General features: G+C 55.6%; 19 protein-coding genes. 8 read left to right on the forward strand and 11 right to left on the reverse strand.

From position 1 onward, the window contains the following. Positions 1–36 precede the first annotated feature (36 nt). Complete coding sequence (locus tag AC2FLO_RS02055; protein ID WP_496754666.1) at positions 37–1620, reverse strand: ABC transporter substrate-binding protein; 1584 nt, start codon at positions 1618–1620, stop codon at positions 37–39. Between the two features lie 304 nt (positions 1621–1924). After that, entirely contained in the window at positions 1925–2299 is a 375-nt protein-coding gene (locus AC2FLO_RS02060; RefSeq protein ID WP_496754664.1) for a hypothetical protein, read from the reverse strand. Positions 2300–2791: 492 nt separating this feature from the next. Here AC2FLO_RS02060 and AC2FLO_RS02065 point away from each other — a divergent pair, with 492 nt between their 5' ends. Genes AC2FLO_RS02065 through AC2FLO_RS02075 form a run of 3 tightly spaced genes read left to right on the forward strand, consistent with a single transcriptional unit; the run spans position 2792 to position 6013 of the window. Continuing rightward, entirely contained in the window at positions 2792–3976 is a 1185-nt protein-coding gene (locus AC2FLO_RS02065; RefSeq protein WP_496754662.1) for a M24 family metallopeptidase, read from the forward strand. Between the two features lie 3 nt (positions 3977–3979). Further along, positions 3980–5131: an acetylornithine deacetylase gene (gene argE, locus AC2FLO_RS02070; protein ID WP_496754661.1), complete on the forward strand. Its 1152-nt coding sequence runs from the start codon at positions 3980–3982 to the stop codon at positions 5129–5131. Continuing rightward, positions 5132–6013 carry a DMT family transporter gene (locus tag AC2FLO_RS02075; protein ID WP_496811612.1) on the forward strand — a complete coding sequence of 294 codons (882 nt, stop codon included), beginning with the start codon at positions 5132–5134 and terminating at the stop codon, positions 6011–6013. Positions 6014–6103: 90 nt separating this feature from the next. Here AC2FLO_RS02075 and AC2FLO_RS02080 read toward each other — a convergent pair whose 3' ends face one another. The 9 genes from AC2FLO_RS02080 to pcaQ form a co-directional block, all read right to left on the reverse strand. Beyond that, positions 6104–7603: a mannitol dehydrogenase family protein gene (locus AC2FLO_RS02080; protein WP_496754657.1), complete on the reverse strand. Its 1500-nt coding sequence runs from the start codon at positions 7601–7603 to the stop codon at positions 6104–6106. Next, positions 7603–8376, reverse strand: a complete 774-nt coding sequence (locus tag AC2FLO_RS02085; protein WP_480588714.1) for an L-iditol 2-dehydrogenase — start codon at positions 8374–8376, stop codon at positions 7603–7605. The genes AC2FLO_RS02080 and AC2FLO_RS02085 overlap by 1 nt, the downstream gene beginning before the upstream one ends. Then, positions 8373–9377 carry an ABC transporter ATP-binding protein gene (locus AC2FLO_RS02090; RefSeq protein WP_480588715.1) on the reverse strand — a complete coding sequence of 335 codons (1005 nt, stop codon included), beginning with the start codon at positions 9375–9377 and terminating at the stop codon, positions 8373–8375. The genes AC2FLO_RS02085 and AC2FLO_RS02090 overlap by 4 nt, the downstream gene beginning before the upstream one ends. Before the next feature lie 12 nt (positions 9378–9389). Next, positions 9390–10220 (reverse strand): carbohydrate ABC transporter permease, encoded by an 831-nt coding sequence (locus tag AC2FLO_RS02095; RefSeq protein WP_209506825.1) that lies wholly within the window; start codon positions 10218–10220, stop codon positions 9390–9392. A gap of 12 nt (positions 10221–10232) precedes the next feature. Beyond that, complete coding sequence (locus tag AC2FLO_RS02100) at positions 10233–11099, reverse strand: carbohydrate ABC transporter permease (RefSeq protein WP_480488815.1); 867 nt, start codon at positions 11097–11099, stop codon at positions 10233–10235. Between the two features lie 106 nt (positions 11100–11205). Then, positions 11206–12510 carry an ABC transporter substrate-binding protein gene (locus AC2FLO_RS02105; RefSeq protein ID WP_496754654.1) on the reverse strand — a complete coding sequence of 435 codons (1305 nt, stop codon included), beginning with the start codon at positions 12508–12510 and terminating at the stop codon, positions 11206–11208. Positions 12511–12603: 93 nt separating this feature from the next. After that, a complete protein-coding gene (locus AC2FLO_RS02110; RefSeq protein ID WP_480588717.1) occupies positions 12604–13629 on the reverse strand; it encodes a LacI family DNA-binding transcriptional regulator in 1026 nt (341 codons plus the stop codon). 247 nt (positions 13630–13876) lie between these two features. Beyond that, on the reverse strand, positions 13877–14533 hold the full coding sequence (locus AC2FLO_RS02115) for a class II aldolase/adducin family protein (RefSeq protein WP_496754652.1): 657 nt from the start codon (positions 14531–14533) through the stop codon (positions 13877–13879). Positions 14534–14577: 44 nt separating this feature from the next. Beyond that, positions 14578–15519, reverse strand: a complete 942-nt coding sequence (gene pcaQ / locus AC2FLO_RS02120) for a pca operon transcription factor PcaQ (protein WP_496754650.1) — start codon at positions 15517–15519, stop codon at positions 14578–14580. A gap of 97 nt (positions 15520–15616) precedes the next feature. Between pcaQ and pobA the strand changes: the two genes are divergently transcribed. Genes pobA through pcaG form a run of 5 tightly spaced genes read left to right on the forward strand, consistent with a single transcriptional unit; the run spans position 15617 to position 19344 of the window. Continuing rightward, positions 15617–16786: a 4-hydroxybenzoate 3-monooxygenase gene (pobA, locus tag AC2FLO_RS02125; RefSeq protein WP_496754649.1), complete on the forward strand. Its 1170-nt coding sequence runs from the start codon at positions 15617–15619 to the stop codon at positions 16784–16786. Then, positions 16786–17574, forward strand: coding sequence for a 3-oxoadipate enol-lactonase (gene pcaD / locus AC2FLO_RS02130; RefSeq protein ID WP_496811613.1), 789 nt, complete (start codon positions 16786–16788; stop codon positions 17572–17574). Before pobA ends, pcaD begins: the two co-directional genes overlap by 1 nt. After that, positions 17567–17944, forward strand: coding sequence for a 4-carboxymuconolactone decarboxylase (gene pcaC / locus AC2FLO_RS02135; RefSeq protein ID WP_496811614.1), 378 nt, complete (start codon positions 17567–17569; stop codon positions 17942–17944). Before pcaD ends, pcaC begins: the two co-directional genes overlap by 8 nt. 51 nt (positions 17945–17995) lie before the next feature. Continuing rightward, positions 17996–18724: a protocatechuate 3,4-dioxygenase subunit beta gene (gene pcaH / locus AC2FLO_RS02140; RefSeq protein WP_496811615.1), complete on the forward strand. Its 729-nt coding sequence runs from the start codon at positions 17996–17998 to the stop codon at positions 18722–18724. Positions 18725–18726: 2 nt separating this feature from the next. Next, the gene (pcaG, locus tag AC2FLO_RS02145) at positions 18727–19344 is read left to right on the forward strand and encodes a protocatechuate 3,4-dioxygenase subunit alpha (RefSeq protein ID WP_496811616.1); all 618 of its coding nucleotides are present in this window, start codon (positions 18727–18729) and stop codon (positions 19342–19344) included. Positions 19345–19374: the final 30 nt, after the last annotated feature.

Genomic DNA, 19374 nt, shown 5'->3' on the forward strand with positions numbered 1-19374 from the left:
CCGCCAAACAGGCAGCTCCGGTGAGTGAGTGATGGCTTACTCGACGCTCACACCATAGAAGATGTGGCCGCCCAGCGGGTGCACTTTGTAGCCTTGCACCTTGTTGCTCATCGGCATGAATACAACCGAGTGAGCAATGGTTGCCCATGGGGCCTGCTCTTTGAACACGACCTGCGCTTCTTCATACAGCTTGGTCCGCTCTGCCTGATCGGTGCTTTGCTTGGCTTTCAGGATCAGATCCTCGAACGGCTGGTGGCACCATTGTGCACGGTTCGATGCTTCGACCCCGTCACAGCCCAGCAGAACGGCCAGGAAGTTGTCCGGATCGCCGTTATCACCGGTCCAACCCAGCAGAACAGCACCGTCGCGGTTCAGTTCTTTCGAGCGTGACAGGTATTCGCCCCACTCGTATGAGACGATTTCGACGCCCACACCAATCTTGGCAAAATCAGCCTGGATCAGCTCGGCCATGCGGCGGGCATTGGGGTTATAGGGGCGCTGAACCGGCATCGCCCAGATCTTCATCGACAAGTCCGAGACACCTTCGGCATCAAGCATGGCTTTGGCCGCCTCGGGATCATATGGATCGTCCACGATAGCGTCGTTATAGCTCCACATGGTTGGCGGGATCGGGTTCTTGGCAGCCTGGCCCGAGCCCTGGAAAACCACGTCGATGATCGCCTGCTTGTCGATCGCCATGTTCAACGCTTTACGAACCTTGGGGTTGTCGAACGGCGCCATCGTGGTGTTGTAAGCCAGATACCCGACGTTCAGCCCTTCCTGCTCCATCATGTTGATGTCTGCATCATCCTTCATCGCTTGAATGTCAGCCGGGTTCGGGTAAGGCATCACATGGCATTCGCCAGCTTTCAGCTTTTGATAGCGAACAGACGCGTCCGGCGTAATGGCAAAGATCAGGTTTTCGACCTGCGCCGGTTCCTTCCAGTAGTCGCCATTGGCGGCATAGCGGATCACCGCGTCTTTCTGGTAGGCCACGAACGAGAAAGGCCCGGTCCCGATGGGCGCGGTATTCAGTTTTTCAGGCGTTCCGGCAGCCATCATAGCATCGCCATATTCGGCTGACATGATCGATGCAAAATCCATCGCCATGTTCGCAACAAAGGGTGCCTCTGGCTTGGACAGGGTGAACTTCACCGTGTAGTCATCAATCTTTTCGATAGAAGAGACCAGATCCGGCATCCCCATACCCTGGAAGTATTCCCACGTGCCACCAGACACTTGGTTATAGGGGTGGTTCTCGTCCTTTTGGCGCATGAACGAAAAGATTACGTCATCAGCGTTGAAGTCGCGGGTCGGGGTGAATTCGTCATTCGAATGGAATTTGACACCCTGGCGCAGCTTGAACGTGTATTCCAGGCCATCATCACTGGCCTCGACACTTTCAGCCAGACCGGGGATCACATTGGTTGTACCGGTTTCGAATTCAAGCAACCGGTTATAGATAGGATGCGACGAAGCATCAAAGGTAGTTCCCGCGGTAAACAGTGCAGGGTCAAACCCCTCGGGTGAACCTTCGGAACAATACACCAGGGTATTTGCCTGTGCCACGGCACCCGACAGGGCTATTGCCGTGGTTGCGGCCAGAAGATTGAGTTTCATGATTTTCTCCCAGAAATGGACTTGGCAAGACAATCGCAGGGCTCTTTGTCGTCAGAGCGTTCAGTGACAATACAGTTCGTTGCGATATCCCTGACAAATGTATCCAAAATACAAAACCTGTTGTCAACCGGCTCTGTCACTGACTTTCGTGAAAGATGCCTGTTGCCAGGGTGTGTCTTGAACCTGAAAGCGCCCCGCCCCAAGGAAATCACGAAGGGCAACACTTACATTCCACTGGGCCCGGCAGTTTGGCCACAGATATCGACTGTCATTGACCCGAAGTCATTCAGCTAAGAATGGATATCTAACTTTGACCGTTAGCTGATGAAGTATCCTTGCGCATATCGCGAATGCAATCGTAGCCCAGCCAGAATAAGACTGTCAGTGCAACCAGAAATACGTAGGGAAGCAGCGAGATATGCATAACCAACACGCCATAGAACATGGCGGCGTACGCAGCGATTTGGACTATCACCAACAAACCCCACGCAACCATTCCCCAAAGATTGCGCGCTTTCCTCTGACCGGTCGAGTTGCGCAGGCTCTGACACTCTGCCTCGTTCACCACAGGGGACGCGGCACGCGTTGAATTGAGAATGCCGTTGGTGTCGAGCGCGCTGGATCGACATGCATCGAAACAAGGGGCCGCCTCTCGACAGGTGGGCGCAGTGTGTAGCATTGATTGAGTCCTTGGACATCTGGGGTTTGGCAGCGAGCCTTCACTGTGCCCAAGACACCGACCCCCTGCACCATGCCGCGCGCGAGATCAGGTGCCACCGTTGCCGTCTTGCAATCATATCCAGCGGAGAAATGCCGATCCTCGCTCAGGCGCAGCATAAAACCGCACAAATAGTCGATTGGCCCGCGAAAACCGCGATCAGATGAGGTCTGAAGAAATTTCTCATGACCCTCGGTGGCTCATGACTTTTGGCGCGGTTTCGGAAACGCACTAACCGCCGAACAGGGACCTTCGCGTGCTTCCAGCGCTCTATTCTACGGCGTCCTTCGATGCTGAGGGTGAATACCCTGTACGCGTACCATGATCTCCTCGTTAGATAACCCAATAACTTCTAATAGGGGTTTCGGTTCAGGTATCGCTTACAAGTTCATTTGTGTACAAATTGGTAAGATTGCGCTCAAGTACGTGTCATATCCAGCCTCCGAGGATGCCATGCCGATTGAACACGCCCCTTTCAGCCAAGCGGAATATGACCGCAGGATCGCCAAGACCCGAAGCGCTATGGAAAAAGCGGGGCTAGAGCTACTTTTTGTCACCGACCCTTCGAACCAGGCTTGGCTGACTGGCTATGATGGTTGGTCCTTTTACGTGCATCAGGGCGTATTGCTCGGCATGGAAGGTGAGCCGATTTGGTGGGGACGCCAGATGGATGCATTGGGTGGGTTGCGCACATGCTGGATGTCCAAGGACAACATTCGCGGCTATGCAGACCACTACGTTCAATCAACCATACGCCATCCAATGCAGGATCTGGCTGGCCACATTCGCGCGCTTGGGCTGGACGCGGTCTGTATCGGCGTTGAGATGGAGAACTATTACTATTCCGCAAAGGCACACGAGGTTTTGGGCAAGGAATTGCCCGAAGCGACGCTGGTGGATGCGACGGCACTTGTAAACTGGCAGCGTCTGATCAAGTCGGAAGAAGAAATTGTCTTTATTAGCAAGGCGGCCCGGATCTCCGAAAAAGTAATCCAAACGGCCATTGATCGTGCAGCGGTGGGCGTGCGCAAGAACGACCTTGTCGCAGATATCTTTCATGCCGGGATTACCGGGGTTGAGGATGATTGGGGGGATTACCCGGCCATTGTCCCTTTGACACCCTCAGGGCTGGATGCCACTGCCGCGCACCTAACATGGAATGGCGCGCCGATGAAAGAAGGTGAGGCAACATTTTTCGAACTATCAGGCTGCTATCGGCGCTATCACGCTCCGCTTTGCCGCACGGTATTTCTTGGCACTCCGCCGCCAGAAATGCGGGACGCGGAACGCGCGCAGATCGAAGGGATAGCGGCGGGTTTAGAGGCTGCACGGGCTGGCAATCGGACCAGCGACATTGCAACCGCTTTTCTTAAGGTTCTTGCCCGTCACGGACTCGAACGGGAAGGGCGCATGGGATACCCTATCGGCCTGAGCTATCCGCCAGATTGGGGCGAACGGACAGCGTCGATCCGCGCCGAAGACGAGACCATTCTGCAACCGGGCATGGTTTTTCATTTCATGCCTGCGCTGTGGATGGACAGCTGGGGGCTTGAGACCACGGAAACCATTCTTATCACTGAAAACGGCCCCGCCGAAGCCCTATGCAATATCGAGCGAAAGCTCTTTGTGAAAGACTAAGCCTTGAGCATCCTCGAAGACGCCAAGACCCTGCTGGGCGAACTGATCAGCTTCCCCACGGTTTCGTCAGACAGCAACCTGGACATGATCAAGCACCTCGCGGGCCGGTTGAGCGATTGCGGTGCAGCGGTGGAAATATTGCATGACGAAACCGGCACCAAAGCCAATCTTTTTGCCACGTTGGGCCCAAAGCGCGACGGTGGTATCGTTCTGTCAGGCCATTCCGATGTAGTGCCTGTCGCCGATCAGGACTGGTCCTCGGACCCGTTCGTGATGGAGGAGCGGGACGGCAAGTGGTTTGGGCGCGGAACCTGCGATATGAAAGGGTTTATCGCGGCGGCAGTCGTCATGGCCCCGTATTACGCAAAGCTGGACCTTCAGCGCCCAGTGCATTTTGCCTTTACCTATGATGAAGAAATCGGCTGTTTTGGCGCGCAGGCTTTGGCCAAGACCCTGCGTGAGATAAAACCCGCTGTGGTCATCATCGGCGAGCCCACCTCGATGCGCATCATCGAAGGCCATAAGGGCTGCTTTGAATATACAACGCATTTTACCGGGTTCGAAGGCCATGGCTCGGCCCCCGAGCGCGGCGTTAACGCTGTCGAATACGCAGTGCAATACGTGTCGAAACTGCTGGCGCTGAAGGCAGATTTGCAAGGGCGAGCACCGGAAAACAGCCCGTTCGACCCACCATGGACAACAATCAATACCGGTACGCTGGTGGGCGGGGTGGCCCATAATGTGATCCCCGGCAAGGCGCGGGTCGATTGGGAGATGCGACCAGTGCAAAAGGCGGATGCGGATTACGTCAAAGACGAACTGCACCGGTTTTGCGCGCAAACCCTGATCCCGGCAATGCAGACTGTTCATCCCGATGCCGGTATCAAGACCGAAGTAATCGGTGAGGTTGACGGGCTGGAGCCAATGGACGACAACGAAGCGCGTGACCTTGTGATGGAACTGACAGGGGCAAATGGCGCCGACGTTGTACCTTTCGGCACCGAGGCCGGGATATTCCAGCAGTTGGGGATGAGCGTCGTTGTCTGCGGCCCCGGATCAATCGATCAGGCGCATAAACCGGATGAATACGTCTCGGTCGACCAGATGACCCAGTGCCTTGATATGCTTGGGCGATTATTTTCGAAGCTGGAATAGATGATGACCTCGGCCCGCGCGGTATCGATATTCTGGTTGGGTGCACCGGTTCTGTTCGTGCTGTTCTGGGCGGGTGGCTACAGTTTTGCCAAGCTGGGGCTGCCCTATGTGGAACCGATGACCATGCTTGCGATCCGTTATGGTCTGGCTGTTCTGTGTCTTCTGCCGCTGCTGGCGGTGTTCCGCCCTGCCCTGCCGCGTGATCCGGCGCACTGGGCCGCGATGGCGGCAAGTGGGTTTCTTATTCAGTGTGTTTACTTCGGTCTGGCCTATCAGGCGATGAAACAGGGGTTGGGTGCCGGCACCACTGCCATCGTGATGGCCTTGCAGCCCGCCCTTGTCGCCGCCCTCTCTCCCCTGGTCGGAGAAGCGCGTGGACGGCCCGTGATGTGGGTTGGCCTGGCGCTGGGTTTTGCGGGGGTTGCAATCAGCGTCTTTGACAAGACTAGCGCAGTGCCTCTTTCCGCCGGGCTGCTTGCGGTTAGTGCATTGGTCGGCCTGACCGCCGCCACTTTGCTGGAAAAACGTCACGGGCGGCGCAGCGACCCAGTGTTGGGTGGTGCTGTTCAATATGTGATCGGATTTGCCGTGCTGCTTCCCATCGCAATGGCGACCGAAACGATGGAAGTCACCTGGCATCCAAACCTGATCCTTTCCCTTGCGTATCTGGTCATCGCCAATTCCCTGATCTCGATCAGCCTCTATGTCGCACTTGTTCAGCGCGGCGACGCGACCCGCGTGTCCACATTGCTTTACCTTGTCACACCTTTGGCAATTGCACTGGCTTGGATGATCCTGGGCGAGCCGGTAACCTGGCGCATCGCCTTCGGTTTCGTTCTCTGCCTCGCAGGCGTATATATCGTGCGGAAATCCAAAGATTGACGCCTATGGCAGTTTTCGATCGGACAACCGGAAATTCAAAGCCTGCGACCAGTTCAATAATGGAAACCACCTGAACCGAGATCACAACCGTCAGGAAAGCGCATTCAGATAGCTTTTGATCGTCGTCCGGCATCCGTGCTGCCAGATCCGTGGCAACCAGCGTGTGAAGGCTTCTGCGAACTGGGCTTCACGACCAGTACTTCCGTACAGGTTTGCTGCCTCAAGCCACTTTTCGGGCTGTTCCCTGGCGGCAAGGGCCACACTCTGCAAATCGCTCCAGATGGGATCATTGGGCGCAATCTCTGATCCGTCCTCACGCAGACCGGCGCACATCCGGCACCAGAAAGCTTCAACCAGCGCCAGACCGGTGACAGATGTACCCGAGGCCAGTGCATCGCGAAGGGACGGGAGCAAGAATCCGGGGTGGCGTGCAGACCCATCAAAGGCCACGCGCCGCGTGGTGTCGTGAATAGCCGTGTTCGAAAACCTGCGTTTGACCAGATCCAGATACTGTTCCGGTGTCATCCCGGGAACTGCAATGGCGTGCGGAAGAATTTCTTCGCTCTGTACTTTCAGGAAGAATGCCGAAATTTCCCGGTCGTTCATGCAGTCCGAGATTGTGGGGATGTTCAGAACCTCGCCCACATTCGCCAGAATCTGGTGCCCGCCGTTCAGAATACGCAGTTTCAGGGTTTCATATGCGTGTACGTCTTTGGTGATCGTAACGCCGACTTTCTCCAACATCGGCCGCCCGGCGCAGAAATCATCTTCAATCACCCATTGGCGAAAGTTCTCGTGTGAAACCGGAACGCTGTCTTCAATTCCAAGGGCGCGGGTCTGGGTTCGGACATGATCAGTGGTTGCGGGAACAATGCAATCCACCATCGAATTCGGGAACGCCCCGTTCTGATCGATCCAATCCGCAAGATCAGGGTCCGTAAGGCGCGCCAGTTCAACAACGCAATTGCGCAGCATGGTACCGTTGCCCTGAAGGTTGTCACAGCTTAATGCCGTAAAGGGCAGATGCCCGGCGGCACGGCGATTGCCAAGTGCCGCCACAATGGCACCAAAGACCGTGCGAGGCTGTTGCGGGTTTTGCACGTCGTGTCGAATATCACCGTGGTCCACGTCGAAAACACCCGACTTGGCATCCAGAAAATAGCCACCTTCCGTAACGGTAAGGGACACGATCCGAATGGCGGGATCGGACATCTTCCTGATCAGAGGCGCATTTCCGGGTTCAATGGGCAGATAGTCGATCAACGGGCCGATGACTTCGGCCGAAACACCGGACGGGTCAAGCTCGATCAAAGTTGTCAGACAGTCCTGCCGGATCAGCTTTTCGCGCATGTCCGCGTCATAGGCCCGAACTCCGGCCCCGATGATCGCCCAGTCCAGGGCCAACCCTTTTTGCATCAGCCTGTGGATGTACCACGCCTGATGCGCACGGTGAAAATTCCCAAGTCCGATATGAACAATCCCAGGTGCCAAATCTTCTCGCCGGTATCCGGGTTTCTTGATATCTGCCGGAAGCGCCCCAAGGTGGTTAAGGCGCAACTCTACCGGTGTTATGTCCGCCAAAGGGGTCATCAGCTCATCCAATTTCCGCCATCGACATTGTAAGTCTGGGCCACGATGTATTCCGCTTCATCAGACGCCAGAAACACAGCCATCCCGGTCAAATCCTCGGCCCGTCCCATTCGGCCGAACGGTACCGCTGATGCAACTTCGTGCTTCTTCTGTCCCGGTTGTTTATTTTCATACTTCGCAAAGAAGGCATCGACGCCATCCCAATGTTCTCCATCCACAACACCAGGTGCGATCGCATTCACATTTATCCCGTGAGCGATCAGATTGAGTCCCGCTGATTGCGTCAAAGAGATTACGGCGGCCTTGCTGGCGCAGTAAACGGCGACCAGAGATTCGCCACGCCGACCAGCCTGTGAGGCCAGATTAATGATCCGGCCTTTGACATTGGCGTCGATCATGTGTCGCGCAACGGCCTGCAGTGTAAACAGGGTGCCCGAGACATTGATATCGAAGACGCGTTGGTAATCGGCGCGGTCGATTTCGGTGATTGGCGCTGCTGAAAAGACGGCGGCATTGTTGATCAGAATGTCAATCTGACCGAACTGATCCACTGTGCGCGCAACAGCATTGTCGATGCTGTCCTGATCAGCGACATTCATTTCGACCGCCATTGCTGCGCCACCTATTTCCGAGGCTGCGGCTTGCGCCCGCGTGATATCAATGTCGGCAATGGCCACACGCGCACCTTCGGCGACGTAAGCTTTTGCAAAGGCCAACCCGATTCCGCGCGCAGCCCCGGTGATGAGCGCGGTTTTTCCGTCCAGTCGCTTCATTCGATCCGCAGCCCTTGGGCGTCAAAACGATGAAGCACGTCGGCACGTGGCGTCAGGTAGATACGGTCGCCATGCCGAAATCCAACCTCTCCGTCCGCGCGCACCGTGATTGTTTCCGCCAGACCGGTTTCATGTATGTGGAAAAACGTATCTGATCCAAGATGCTCGGACACGCCCACGACACCGCTCCAGGTTCCTTCGCTCTCGGACACAGCAATATGTTCGGGGCGGATACCGATTGTATGTGCGCCGTGTTTTGCAGCCTCTTCGCCTTCGATAAAGTTCATCTTGGGCGAACCGATGAACCCGGCGACAAAAAGGTTTCGCGGCGTTCGATATAGGTCCAGCGGGCTTCCGACCTGCTCGATCACACCAGCCTGAAGCACGACGATCTTGTCGGCCATCGTCATTGCTTCGACCTGATCATGGGTCACATAGATCATGGTTGTCGCCAACCGCTCGTGCAACTCGCTGATCTCCAAACGCATGCCAACGCGCAGCGCGGCGTCCAGGTTGGACAGCGGCTCATCGAACAGAAACGCTGCGGGTTCGCGGACAATGGCACGCCCGATGGCCACACGCTGGCGCTGGCCACCGGACAGCTGACCGGGGCGGCGATCCAGATAGTCGGTCAGGTTCAGAACCTGCGCGGCCCCTTCCACACGTTTGTCGATTTCGGCCTGGTCCAGTTTTGCCATGCGCAAGGGAAAGGCGATGTTCTTGCGAACGGACATGTGCGGGTACAAGGCATAAGACTGGAAAACCATCGCCAGACCGCGTTTTGCAGGTGGTACGTTTGTTGCATCGGCCCCATCAATGTCGATGGAGCCAGAGGTGATGTCCTCCAAACCCGCAATCAGGCGCAGCAAAGTGGACTTACCGCAACCCGATGGCCCGACGAACACCGTGAACTCTCCGTCTTCGATGGTCAGATCCAGTGGCGGGATAACCTGCACGTCGCCAAAGCTTTTGGTCACGGACTTGAGTTGAATACGTCCCATGAGAAGTGTTCCTTATTTCACAGCGCCAAAAGTCAGGCCGCGGACAAGTTGTTTCTGGCTAAACCAGCCAAGGATCAGGATCGGTGCAATGGCCATTGTTGAAGCCGCGCTGAGCTTGGCAAAGAACAGGCCCTCGGGGCTGGAATAGCTGGCGATAAATGCGGTCAGCGGGGCCGCGTCAACGGCTGTCAGGTTGAGGGTCCAGAATGCCTCGTTCCAGGCAAGAATGAAGTTCAGCAGGACAGTCGAAGCGATGCCCGGTACAGCCATGGGTGTCAGGATGTGCAGGATTTCCTCTTTCAGCGTTGCCCCGTCCATCCGCGCAGCTTCAAGGATTTCACCGGGAATTTCGCGAAAGTAGGTGTAGAGCATCCAGACGATGATGGGCAAGTTGATCAGCATCAACACGACAACCAGTCCACCTCGTGTATCAAGCAGCCCCAGACGGATGAACAGCAGGTAGATCGGGTAAAGGACACCGACTGCCGGCAACATCTTGGTAGAGAGCATCCAAAGTAAAATGTCCTTTGTACGTTTCGAAGGAACAAACGCCATTGCCCATGCTGCCGGTACGGCAATGATCACACCCAACAGGGTTGACCCGCCTGCGATGATGACTGAGTTCCAAAGGAAACGCATGTAGTTCGAGCGTTCCTGCACGACAGCATAGTTCTCGAGCGTCCAGTCGAAGTTCAGGAACAGTGGCGGGCTTGCGATGGCCTGTGCTTCGGTTTTGAAGCTGGTCAGGATGGTCCAGAGGATCGGGAAAAAGATCAGCAGACCGACGGCCCAGGCCAGGGCAGTGTTCAGCGACTTGCGTTGGATTGTAACGGTGCGGGCCATGGTTTTACCTCTTCACGCGTCCAGGTTCTTGCCGACGATGCGCATCAGGAAGACCGCAACGATATTGGCGAGAATGATCGCATAGACACCTCCGGCTGATCCGAGACCGACATTCTGGCTTTCCAAAACGCGCTGGAAGATCAGGTAGGTGAGTGTACGGGTGCCGAACGCGCCACCTGTGGTGACGAAAATCTCGGCAAAGATCGAAAGCAGAAAGATTGTCTGGATCAGGATTACGATTGTGATTGCACGGCTCAGGTGCGGCAGAATGATGTGGTAGAACCGCTTGAGCGGCGGTGCGCCATCCATTTCAGCAGCTTCCAGTTGCTCACTATCCAGCGACTGGATTGCGGTCAAAAGAATCAGTGTCGCAAATGGCAACCATTGCCACGACACGATCATGATAATCGAGGTCATTGAAGCTTCGGACAACCACGAGACCGGTTCAGCCCCGAAAAAGCGCCACAGATGGGCCAGCAACCCGTTGACCGGGTCCATGAACATGTTTTTCCAGACCAGAGCTGACACAGTCGGCATAACAAAGAATGGTGCAATAACGAGGATGCGCACCACCCCCTGGCCCCACATCGGTTGATCCAGAAGCATGGCGAGCAGGATGCCCAGTAGGACCGTAATCGCTAACACGCCGATAACAATGACAAGCGTTGCCTGTACCGCAGGCCAAAACGAACTGGACGAAACAAATCGGATATAGTTGTCGAAACCCACCCATCCGAGATCTCCGCCCCGCAAGGGAAGGTATTTCTTGAAGGAAAAATACAGGGTCATCGTCAGCGGCACGAGCATCCAGCCAAGCAGCAGCACCACTGCGGGTGCCATCATCAGGCGTGCAACTGATCTGGAATGTTGAGTTGCCATTGTGCAAGACCTCTCTGTTCAGGCGTAAGGCAGCCTGCGAGAAAAACACGAATTGTGGAAGTGGGAACAGGGGACAGAAGGTCTGCCCCCCGCTGGGAAGGTTGCCTCAGTACCCTGCGGCTTCCATCTCTTCTGCTGTGAAGGCCTGCGCTTTGGCAAGCGCCTCATCCACTGTTTGCTGCCCGGCATAAACGGCCGAGAATTCCTGACTTACCTGTGTGGCAATCCCTGCAAATTCCGGAATGGCCACGAACTGTACACCGGTATAGGGCGTCGGCTGCACACAGCAATTCTGCGGGTCAGCCATCAGGATCGATTCCAGAGTCATTTTTGCGAATGGAACTTCCTTGTAGTTGTCATTCTCATAAAGCGAGGTCCGCGCACCCGGAGGCACATTGGCCCAACCTTCGTTTTCAGCCACCAGCTCGATGTAGTCTTTCGAGGTTGCCCATTCGATGAACTGCTTGGCTGCATCTTCTTGCTGAGTTCCCGCCGGGATCGCCAGCGCCCAAGCCCAAAGCCAATTGGCGCGCTTGTCGACGCCTTCCGAATTTGGTGCAAGTGCGAAGCCAACCTTGTCAGCTACGGTTGAGTCGTCCGGATTTGTCACAAAAGATGCGGCGACGGTGGCGTCAATCCACATACCGCACTTGCCTTGCTGGAACAAAGACAGGTTCTCGTTGAAACCGTTAGTGGCGTAGCCAGCTGGGCCGGATTCACTCATCATGTCGACGAAGAACGTCAGCGCCTCTTTCCACTCGGGCTGATCGAACTGCGGCTTCCAGTTTTCATCGAACCAGCGCGCACCGAAAGAATTTCCGGTTACGGTGATAAAGGCACCACCTTCACCCCAACCTGCCTTGCCACGCAGGCAGATGCCGTTGATGTCGTTGTCACGATCGGTCATGGCAGCCGCAGCTTCACGGATGAATTGCCATGTAGGTGCTTCGGGCATTTCCAGACCGGCCTTTTCCATCAGGTCGGTGCGGTACATGATCATCGAGCTTTCGCCATAAAACGGCGCAGCGTAAAGCGTGCCATCATGGCTCAACCCGCCTGCCATCGCAGGTAGCAGATCACCAACATCATATTCATCGGACAAACCGTCCAGCGGTACCAGCCAGCCGTTCGCGCCCCAGATCGGAGTTTCGTACATGCCGATGGTCATGATATCGAACTGACCGCCCTTGGTCGTGATGTCGGTGGTCACGCGCTGACGCAGTACGTTTTCTTCAAGCGTCACCCACTCGACATCGATGCCGGTCGCTTTAGAGAAAACGTCTGTGTAGCCCTGCATCCGGATCATGTCGCCATTGTTGACGGTCGCGATCGTGATGGTTTCCGCTTGAGCTGCTGCCGTAGCGACGAAAGTCAACGCAGTCGCCGCACGAAGTGCGTTCTTCAAATACATCCCTGTCCTCCCTGAGCTTGGATGCTGTACAGAGACCCTAGTTTATAAATTGTCGCGGCGTCAATAATAACTTTACGCGCGTTAAGTTTTAATTCACGCGGATTCTCTCAAGACAAGCCGTGCCGGAAACAGAGTTTCCGTCCGATCGTCAAATTTTCCTCCGCTTTCAATGAGTTTAAACAAGGTATCCACACTGCGCCCAGCCACGTTGTCATAATCATGCGCAGCTGTTGTCAGCGATGGGCAGGTAAATTTTGCAAAGGGGTGGTCGTCATTTGACGCGACACGGAGTGAGCAATCTTCCTTTCGCCCAACCCGAATCCCCTGCTCATAACAGGCTGCCAGAAATCCGATCGCAAGACGGTCATTGCTGCACAAAACTGAATTCGTCCTGAGAGCACCTTTCTCCAACACTCTCAAAGCACCCTGATGCCCGATCTCTTCAAACGCCCAGCCTTCACCATCGATTTTTATGACATGGGGCTCGAACCCCAGACGTTCCATAACCTCAATATATGCCTTGCGTCGCTTGTTGGCGTTTGGGTTTGCTGGCGTGCGCATTTCAAAGAAAGACGGAGGTTCACCCGTCCGGGTCATGTATTCCACGGTTTGGGAAACAAAACTGAAATTGTCCGACCCTATAAACGCTGCACCCAAACCTTCGAGGTTGCTGTCAAACAGAACTGTTGGCACCTCGGCGCAAAATTTCTCGATGTGAGCTCGGTCCGACCCGCGCCCCAAAGGAGCAAACAGTACTCCGGCCGGCTTGAGCGACCGCAGGCTGTCGAGTATTTCGTTCTCGAGTTCCTGCTCACCGTGCGAGCTGAAAAGAGATGGACGATACCCGGCGACAATACAGCTCTGCTCAAGGTACCTAGCCATCTCGGCAAAAAATGGATCGGCAAGATAGGGAACAACGATACCGATATTCTTGGTCAGCTTTCGGTTCTGGTTCACCGCATAGATATTTGGACGGTAATCGAACTTTTCCAACGCTTCTTCTATACGCGCCCGCGTAGAGGAACGAACGCTTTCCGGGTCGTGGAAATATTTGGAAACCGTTGGCCGAGAAATCCCGCTCAGGGCCGCAAACTCCTCCATATTTCTTATTTTTGTCATACCTACCCGCTTGCGGAACTCTTTTGCTTTGACCTTACATCTTCTTTACGCGCGGCAATAAATCAATAGGAAGCGGTATCCGCGCGAATGGCCAGATGCGTGACACCAACGCCGACAGGCGAAAACCTCCTGATCACGTCGCGACGTTTTGGACTTGAGCCCAATATACCGCCCCTCAGCGCAGCCATCTTGGCAGTCAGGTCTGTTCAGGCTCATTTTGCTTCTTAGCAGTACCTGCTGCGACGTCCTAGTAGTCGCCCTGAACACCATAAGAAGCGAAACCGGATAGCGTTTCGGAAATCTGTTCATCGGTCAAGATCACCGGACCGAGGGCCAGGGAAAGGTAATATTGCCAGGCAATGGTTTCCAGCTCGACCGCGCGCCACATGGCCTTGTCCAGGTCCTCACCCATGGCAATGGACCCATGATTGCCAAGCAAACAGGCGGTTCGCTCTTGCAGCGCTTCGATCGCCAGCTCCGACAGCTCGGGCGTGCCAAAGCGTGCATAGGGTGCGCAGCGAACATTGGGACCGCCGAAGGCCGCGACCATGTAATGCGCTGCCGGGATTTCTTTGTGTGCAATCGCCAGCGCCGTGCAATAGGTCGGATGTGCATGGACCACCGCGCCCATATCGGGGCGGGTCTTTAGAATGTCGAAGTGAAACCGCCATTCGGTCGAAGGTTTGAGCGGGCCATCCCAGGTCCCATACTCTCCATCAAATGGCATTGAGACGATCATCTCGGGGGTCAGCTTGTCATATGGCGTCGCCGAAGGTGTGATCAGCATCCGGTTCTCGTATCGGGCCGAGATATTGCCGGATGTTCCCTGGCTAAGACCACTGGAATTCAGAAAAAGGCATTTCTCGATAATCGCCTCACGGATTCTGCGTTCCTTGTCATCCATCTTGTGCTCCTGTCCTAGCGCCACCCCGGCAGAATGGACCAGCCTTAGTTATCAGAGGTCGCACCATCAGGCGACAAGCCCAACCTCGCAATTGCATTGTCCAAAGCCAACCCGAAAACCTGCGCCTGAGGTGACAGGACCTGGTCAGGCCGACGCATCAGCCCAACGGGCCCGCGTGTGATCGATGTGTCAAACGGCAGCGCCACAAGGTGGCCATCGCTGGTTTCATTGGCGACCACCCCCGCCGAGATGATCCAGATCGCATCGGTCTGCCGGGTATACACCCGCCCGAAAGCACCCGAGACAGTTTCCAGACGATCTTCGATTTCACCAATCCCGTGCGCGATCATAAGGCGATCCACCAAGGGCCGAATTGCCGATCCTTCAGGCGGGTAAAGCACTTGCCACTCGGTAATCCGCCTGAGATCGGGGGCTTTCAGCAGTGGGTGATCCGCGCGCACGACGAAGACGACCTTCTCCTCGTAAAGCTGGGTAAAGGAAATACCCTGCATGGTTTCAGGGCGACCCAAACGCCCGATAACAAGCTCCAGGTCGCCCAGACGAAGACGCTCCATCAAATGGCCATGTGGACCGTCGAAAACGCTCAGTCGGGCATTGCCCGCAAGTTCGGAAAACTCGGTAGCAACGGCTGGCATCAAACGGGCCGCAACCGAAGGCAGCACCCCGACCCGAAGGCTGGCCCTGCCCCGCGCCTCGATCTGTTCCACACCAGAAAAACCTTGCTGCAAAGCGGCCAGTGACATTTCGGCGAAATGCAGAAACACTTCGCCCTGCCGCGTCAGAGAAACACCGGACCTGTTACGGGACAACAGCACAGTGCCCAGAATATCCTCAAGCTCCTTAAGTGTCTTGGATATCGCCGGTTGCGTGAGAAACAGCTTCTCTGCCGCAACTTTCAGGCTTTTCTCGCGACATATCTCAATAAAACATTGAATATGCCTAACTTTGATGCGGCGATCTATCATTACTTTCCAATTCCGGCAACTAAGTCCAAGCAGAACTCATTTTACATATCGAGATATGGCGTTCAATTATTAGATACGCGAAATCAGGAGAGCCAACATGCGCGTTCAGGTCGCGATCATCGGCGGTGGACCTTCAGGTCTTTTGCTCAGCCAGTTGTTGCACCGCAAGGGCATAGACACCATCGTGTTAGAGCGCAAAACCAGGGAATATGTTCTGGGCCGCATTCGCGCTGGCATTCTGGAAACCGGTTTTGTGGAACTGATGCGCGAAGCTGGTGTGGCAGAGCGGATGGACAAGGAATGCTTTGTCCATGACGGCACAGTGATCTCGTATGGCGATATCGAATTCGGCATCAACTTTAAAAAGCTGACAGGCAGTCATGTGGTTGTTTACGGGCAAACGGAAGTAACCCGTGACCTGTATGATGCGCGCGAGGCAATGGGCGGTAAGATTGTTTTCAACGCCGATGATGTTCAGATTCACGGGGCTGACAGCGATGCACCTTATGTGACGTATAAATCGGATGGGACCGGACACCGGATTGATTGCGATTTTGTCGCCGGTTGCGACGGATTTCATGGGGTGTCGCGTCAAACCATCCCGCTGACCGTGCGCCGGGAATATGAAAAGGTCTATCCGTTTGGCTGGCTGGGCGTTTTGTCCGAAACACCCCCGGTCCATAACGAACTGATATATGCCGGATCGGAACGCGGTTTTGCGCTTTGTTCCATGCGAAATGAGAACCTCAGCCGATACTACATTCAATGCTCGCTGTCTGACAGTGCCGATGACTGGACTGATCAAGCCTTCTGGCAGGAGCTGAAACGCAGGATCCCCGCGCAATATGCTGAGACACTGATCACAGGGCCATCGGTCGAAAAATCAATTGCGGCGCTGCGGTCTTTCGTGACCGAACCAATGCGCTGGGGCCGTTTGTTCCTGTGTGGGGATGCCGCGCATATCGTGCCCCCCACAGGGGCCAAGGGGCTTAACACGGCGGCAAGCGACATCCACTATCTGCACAACGCACTGCTGCAATTCTATGAAGACCACGACAGCGAAGGCATCGACCGCTATTCCGAAAAAGCGCTGGCCCGGATCTGGAAGGCCGAGCGGTTCAGCTGGTCCACGACCAATCTGTTGCACCGTTTTCCGGAACAGAACGGCTTTGACCTGAAAATGCAGAAGGCTGACATTGATTTCCTTCGCGAAAACAAAGAGGCGCAATCGGTGTTTGCACAAAACTATGTCGGGCTGCCGTACTGATGCAGATTGCGGCGCTGGATAACATTCACCTGCATTGGCGTGAGGATGGCGATCCAGATGGCATGCCTGTGGTGTTTGCCAACTCGCTGGGAACTGACCTGCGCCTTTGGGACAAGGTTTTGCCGTTGCTGCCCAAGGGGCTGCGCCTGATCCGGTTCGATCTGCGTGGTCACGGCCTGTCGGAATGCCCTCAGGCGCTTTACAGCATGGCTGAGCTGGCGGATGACGCCGAGGCTTTGCTTGACCATATCGGGGTTCGCGACACGGTGTTTGTCGGCCTGTCAATTGGCGGGATGATAGGTCAGGCGCTGGCTTCGCGCCGACCAAACCTGATCCGTGCCCTTGTTCTTTCCAACACCGCCGCGAAAATGGGGACGCCCCAGATGTGGCGTGACCGGATGGGCGCGATCCGGTCGTCCGGCATCGAGTCTGTGGCTGACGCAATTCTGGACCGTTGGTTTGCGGCGGATTTCAGGGCAACCGATAACGTGCTGCTTTGGCGCAACATGCTGATACGTACCCCTGTTTCTGGGTACCTGGGATGCTGCAACGCGATCGCAAATGCTGATCTTGAATTCATGACCCGGGCGCTGCGATTGCCGGTTCTTGCCATTACCGGATCATATGACCGCGCCTGCCCGCCCGAACTGGTCCGGCAGACCTGTGCTAGGATCCCCGGGGCGCGCTATGCCGAAATACCCAACACCGGGCACCTGCCATGCGTGGAAGCCCCCGCCGCCTATGCTGAACACTTGTCCGCCTTCCTAATGGAGAACCGCAATGAGTGACAAATACGAGTCCGGTATGCGAGTGCGGCGCAGAATTCTGGGCGATGCCCATGTGGATCGTGCCGAAGCCGCCAAGTCTGATCTGGACGGTCCATTTCAGACGCTTATCACCGAAGGCGCATGGGGCACCGTCTGGGCCTCGGACGGACTCAGCGACCGTGAGAGATCCATGCTAACGCTGGCTTTGCTGGCTGCGTTGGGAAACTTCGAAGAAATCCCGATGCATATCCGCGCCACAGCCCGTACAGGCGCCAGCAAGCAGGATGTACTTGAAGCGTTTCAGCACGTCGCGATCTACGCGGGTGTGCCACGCGCCAATCAGGCCCTCAAACTGGCAAAACAGACCTATGACGAAATGGAACAGGACTGAATGGGAAACGCGCAGAAACCCCAGTCAGACAAAAGGAAGTGTGATTCGACAATGTTGAAACAAGGTGAATTCTACCAGCGCGACCGCGAGTGGCACCCACCTGCGCTGACGCCCGACTACAAGACCAGCGTGACCCGTTCACCGCAATACTCGCTGATCTCGCTGCAAAACTCGATCAGTGAGGTCACCGGCCCGGTTTTTGGCCACAACGATGTTGACCCTCTGGATAACGACCTGATCTCGAACTATGCGCGGCCCGGTGAAAGCCCGATTGGCGAGCGTATCATTCTGCACGGCAGGGTGCTGGATGAAAACGGACGTCCGGTGCCAAACACGTTGGTGGAAATCTGGCAGGCGAATGCGGGTGGGCGCTATCGCCACAAGAAGGATACCTATCTGGCACCGATCGATCCCAATTTCGGTGGTTGCGGCCGCACCCTGACAGATGAAACCGGGTATTATTTCTTCCGCACCGTAAAACCCGGTGCCTACCCCTGGCGCAATTGGGTGAACAGCTGGCGTCCTGCTCATATCCACATGTCGATATTCGGAACAGGTTTTGCACAACGTCTGATCACACAATGCTATTTCGAAGGTGACCCGCTGATCGACAGGTGTCCGATCGTGAAAACTATTCCTGATGCCGATGCGATAAGCCGCCTGATTTCGCGGCTTGATATGAATTCAACGATCCCTCTGGATACCATCGCCTATAAATTCGACGTGGTCTTGCGCGGTCGGCGCTCGACCCTTTTTGAGAACCGTCTGGAGGGGAACTGAAGATGCAACAGCTTAATTATCTGAAGGAAACCCCCTCGCAAACAGCCGGGCCTTACGTCCATATCGGTCTGGCACCCGGGGCTGCCGGATTTGAAATCTACAGGCAGGAATTGGGCTGGGACATAGCCGGACCAAATGCCGAGGGTGAGCGAATTCGGGTCGAAGGACTGGTCGTGGACGGGGCAGGATCGCCCATCAAGGATGTTCTGCTTGAGGCTTGGCAGGCAAATGCCAGGGGCGTCTATGCTCATCCTGAGGGAGGCGGCGATGTCGAAGACGGCTTTCGCGGCTGGGGACGCGTCATCACCAACTTTGAAACCGGCGAATGGGCGTTCGACACAGTCAAACCTGGCCCGACACCAGGACGAAACGTGGGCCAGCAAGCGCCTCATATCAACCTTTGGGTTGTTGCCCGGGGCATCAATGTCGGCCTGAATACGCGTATCTATTTCGAAGACGAGGAAGAGGCCAACAGCAAGGACCCGGTCCTTAATCTCATCGAATGGGAACGCCGCCGCGCAACGCTGCTGGCCAAACGCACTAATCGGGACGGTCAAGTTGTCTATCGCTTCGATATCAAGATACAAAGCGAAGATGAGACCGTCTTTTTTGATATCTGACTACTTGGTGCTGTCTTTCCAAGGCAGCAC

The organism is Ruegeria sp. TASC047, from assembly GCF_059612445.1.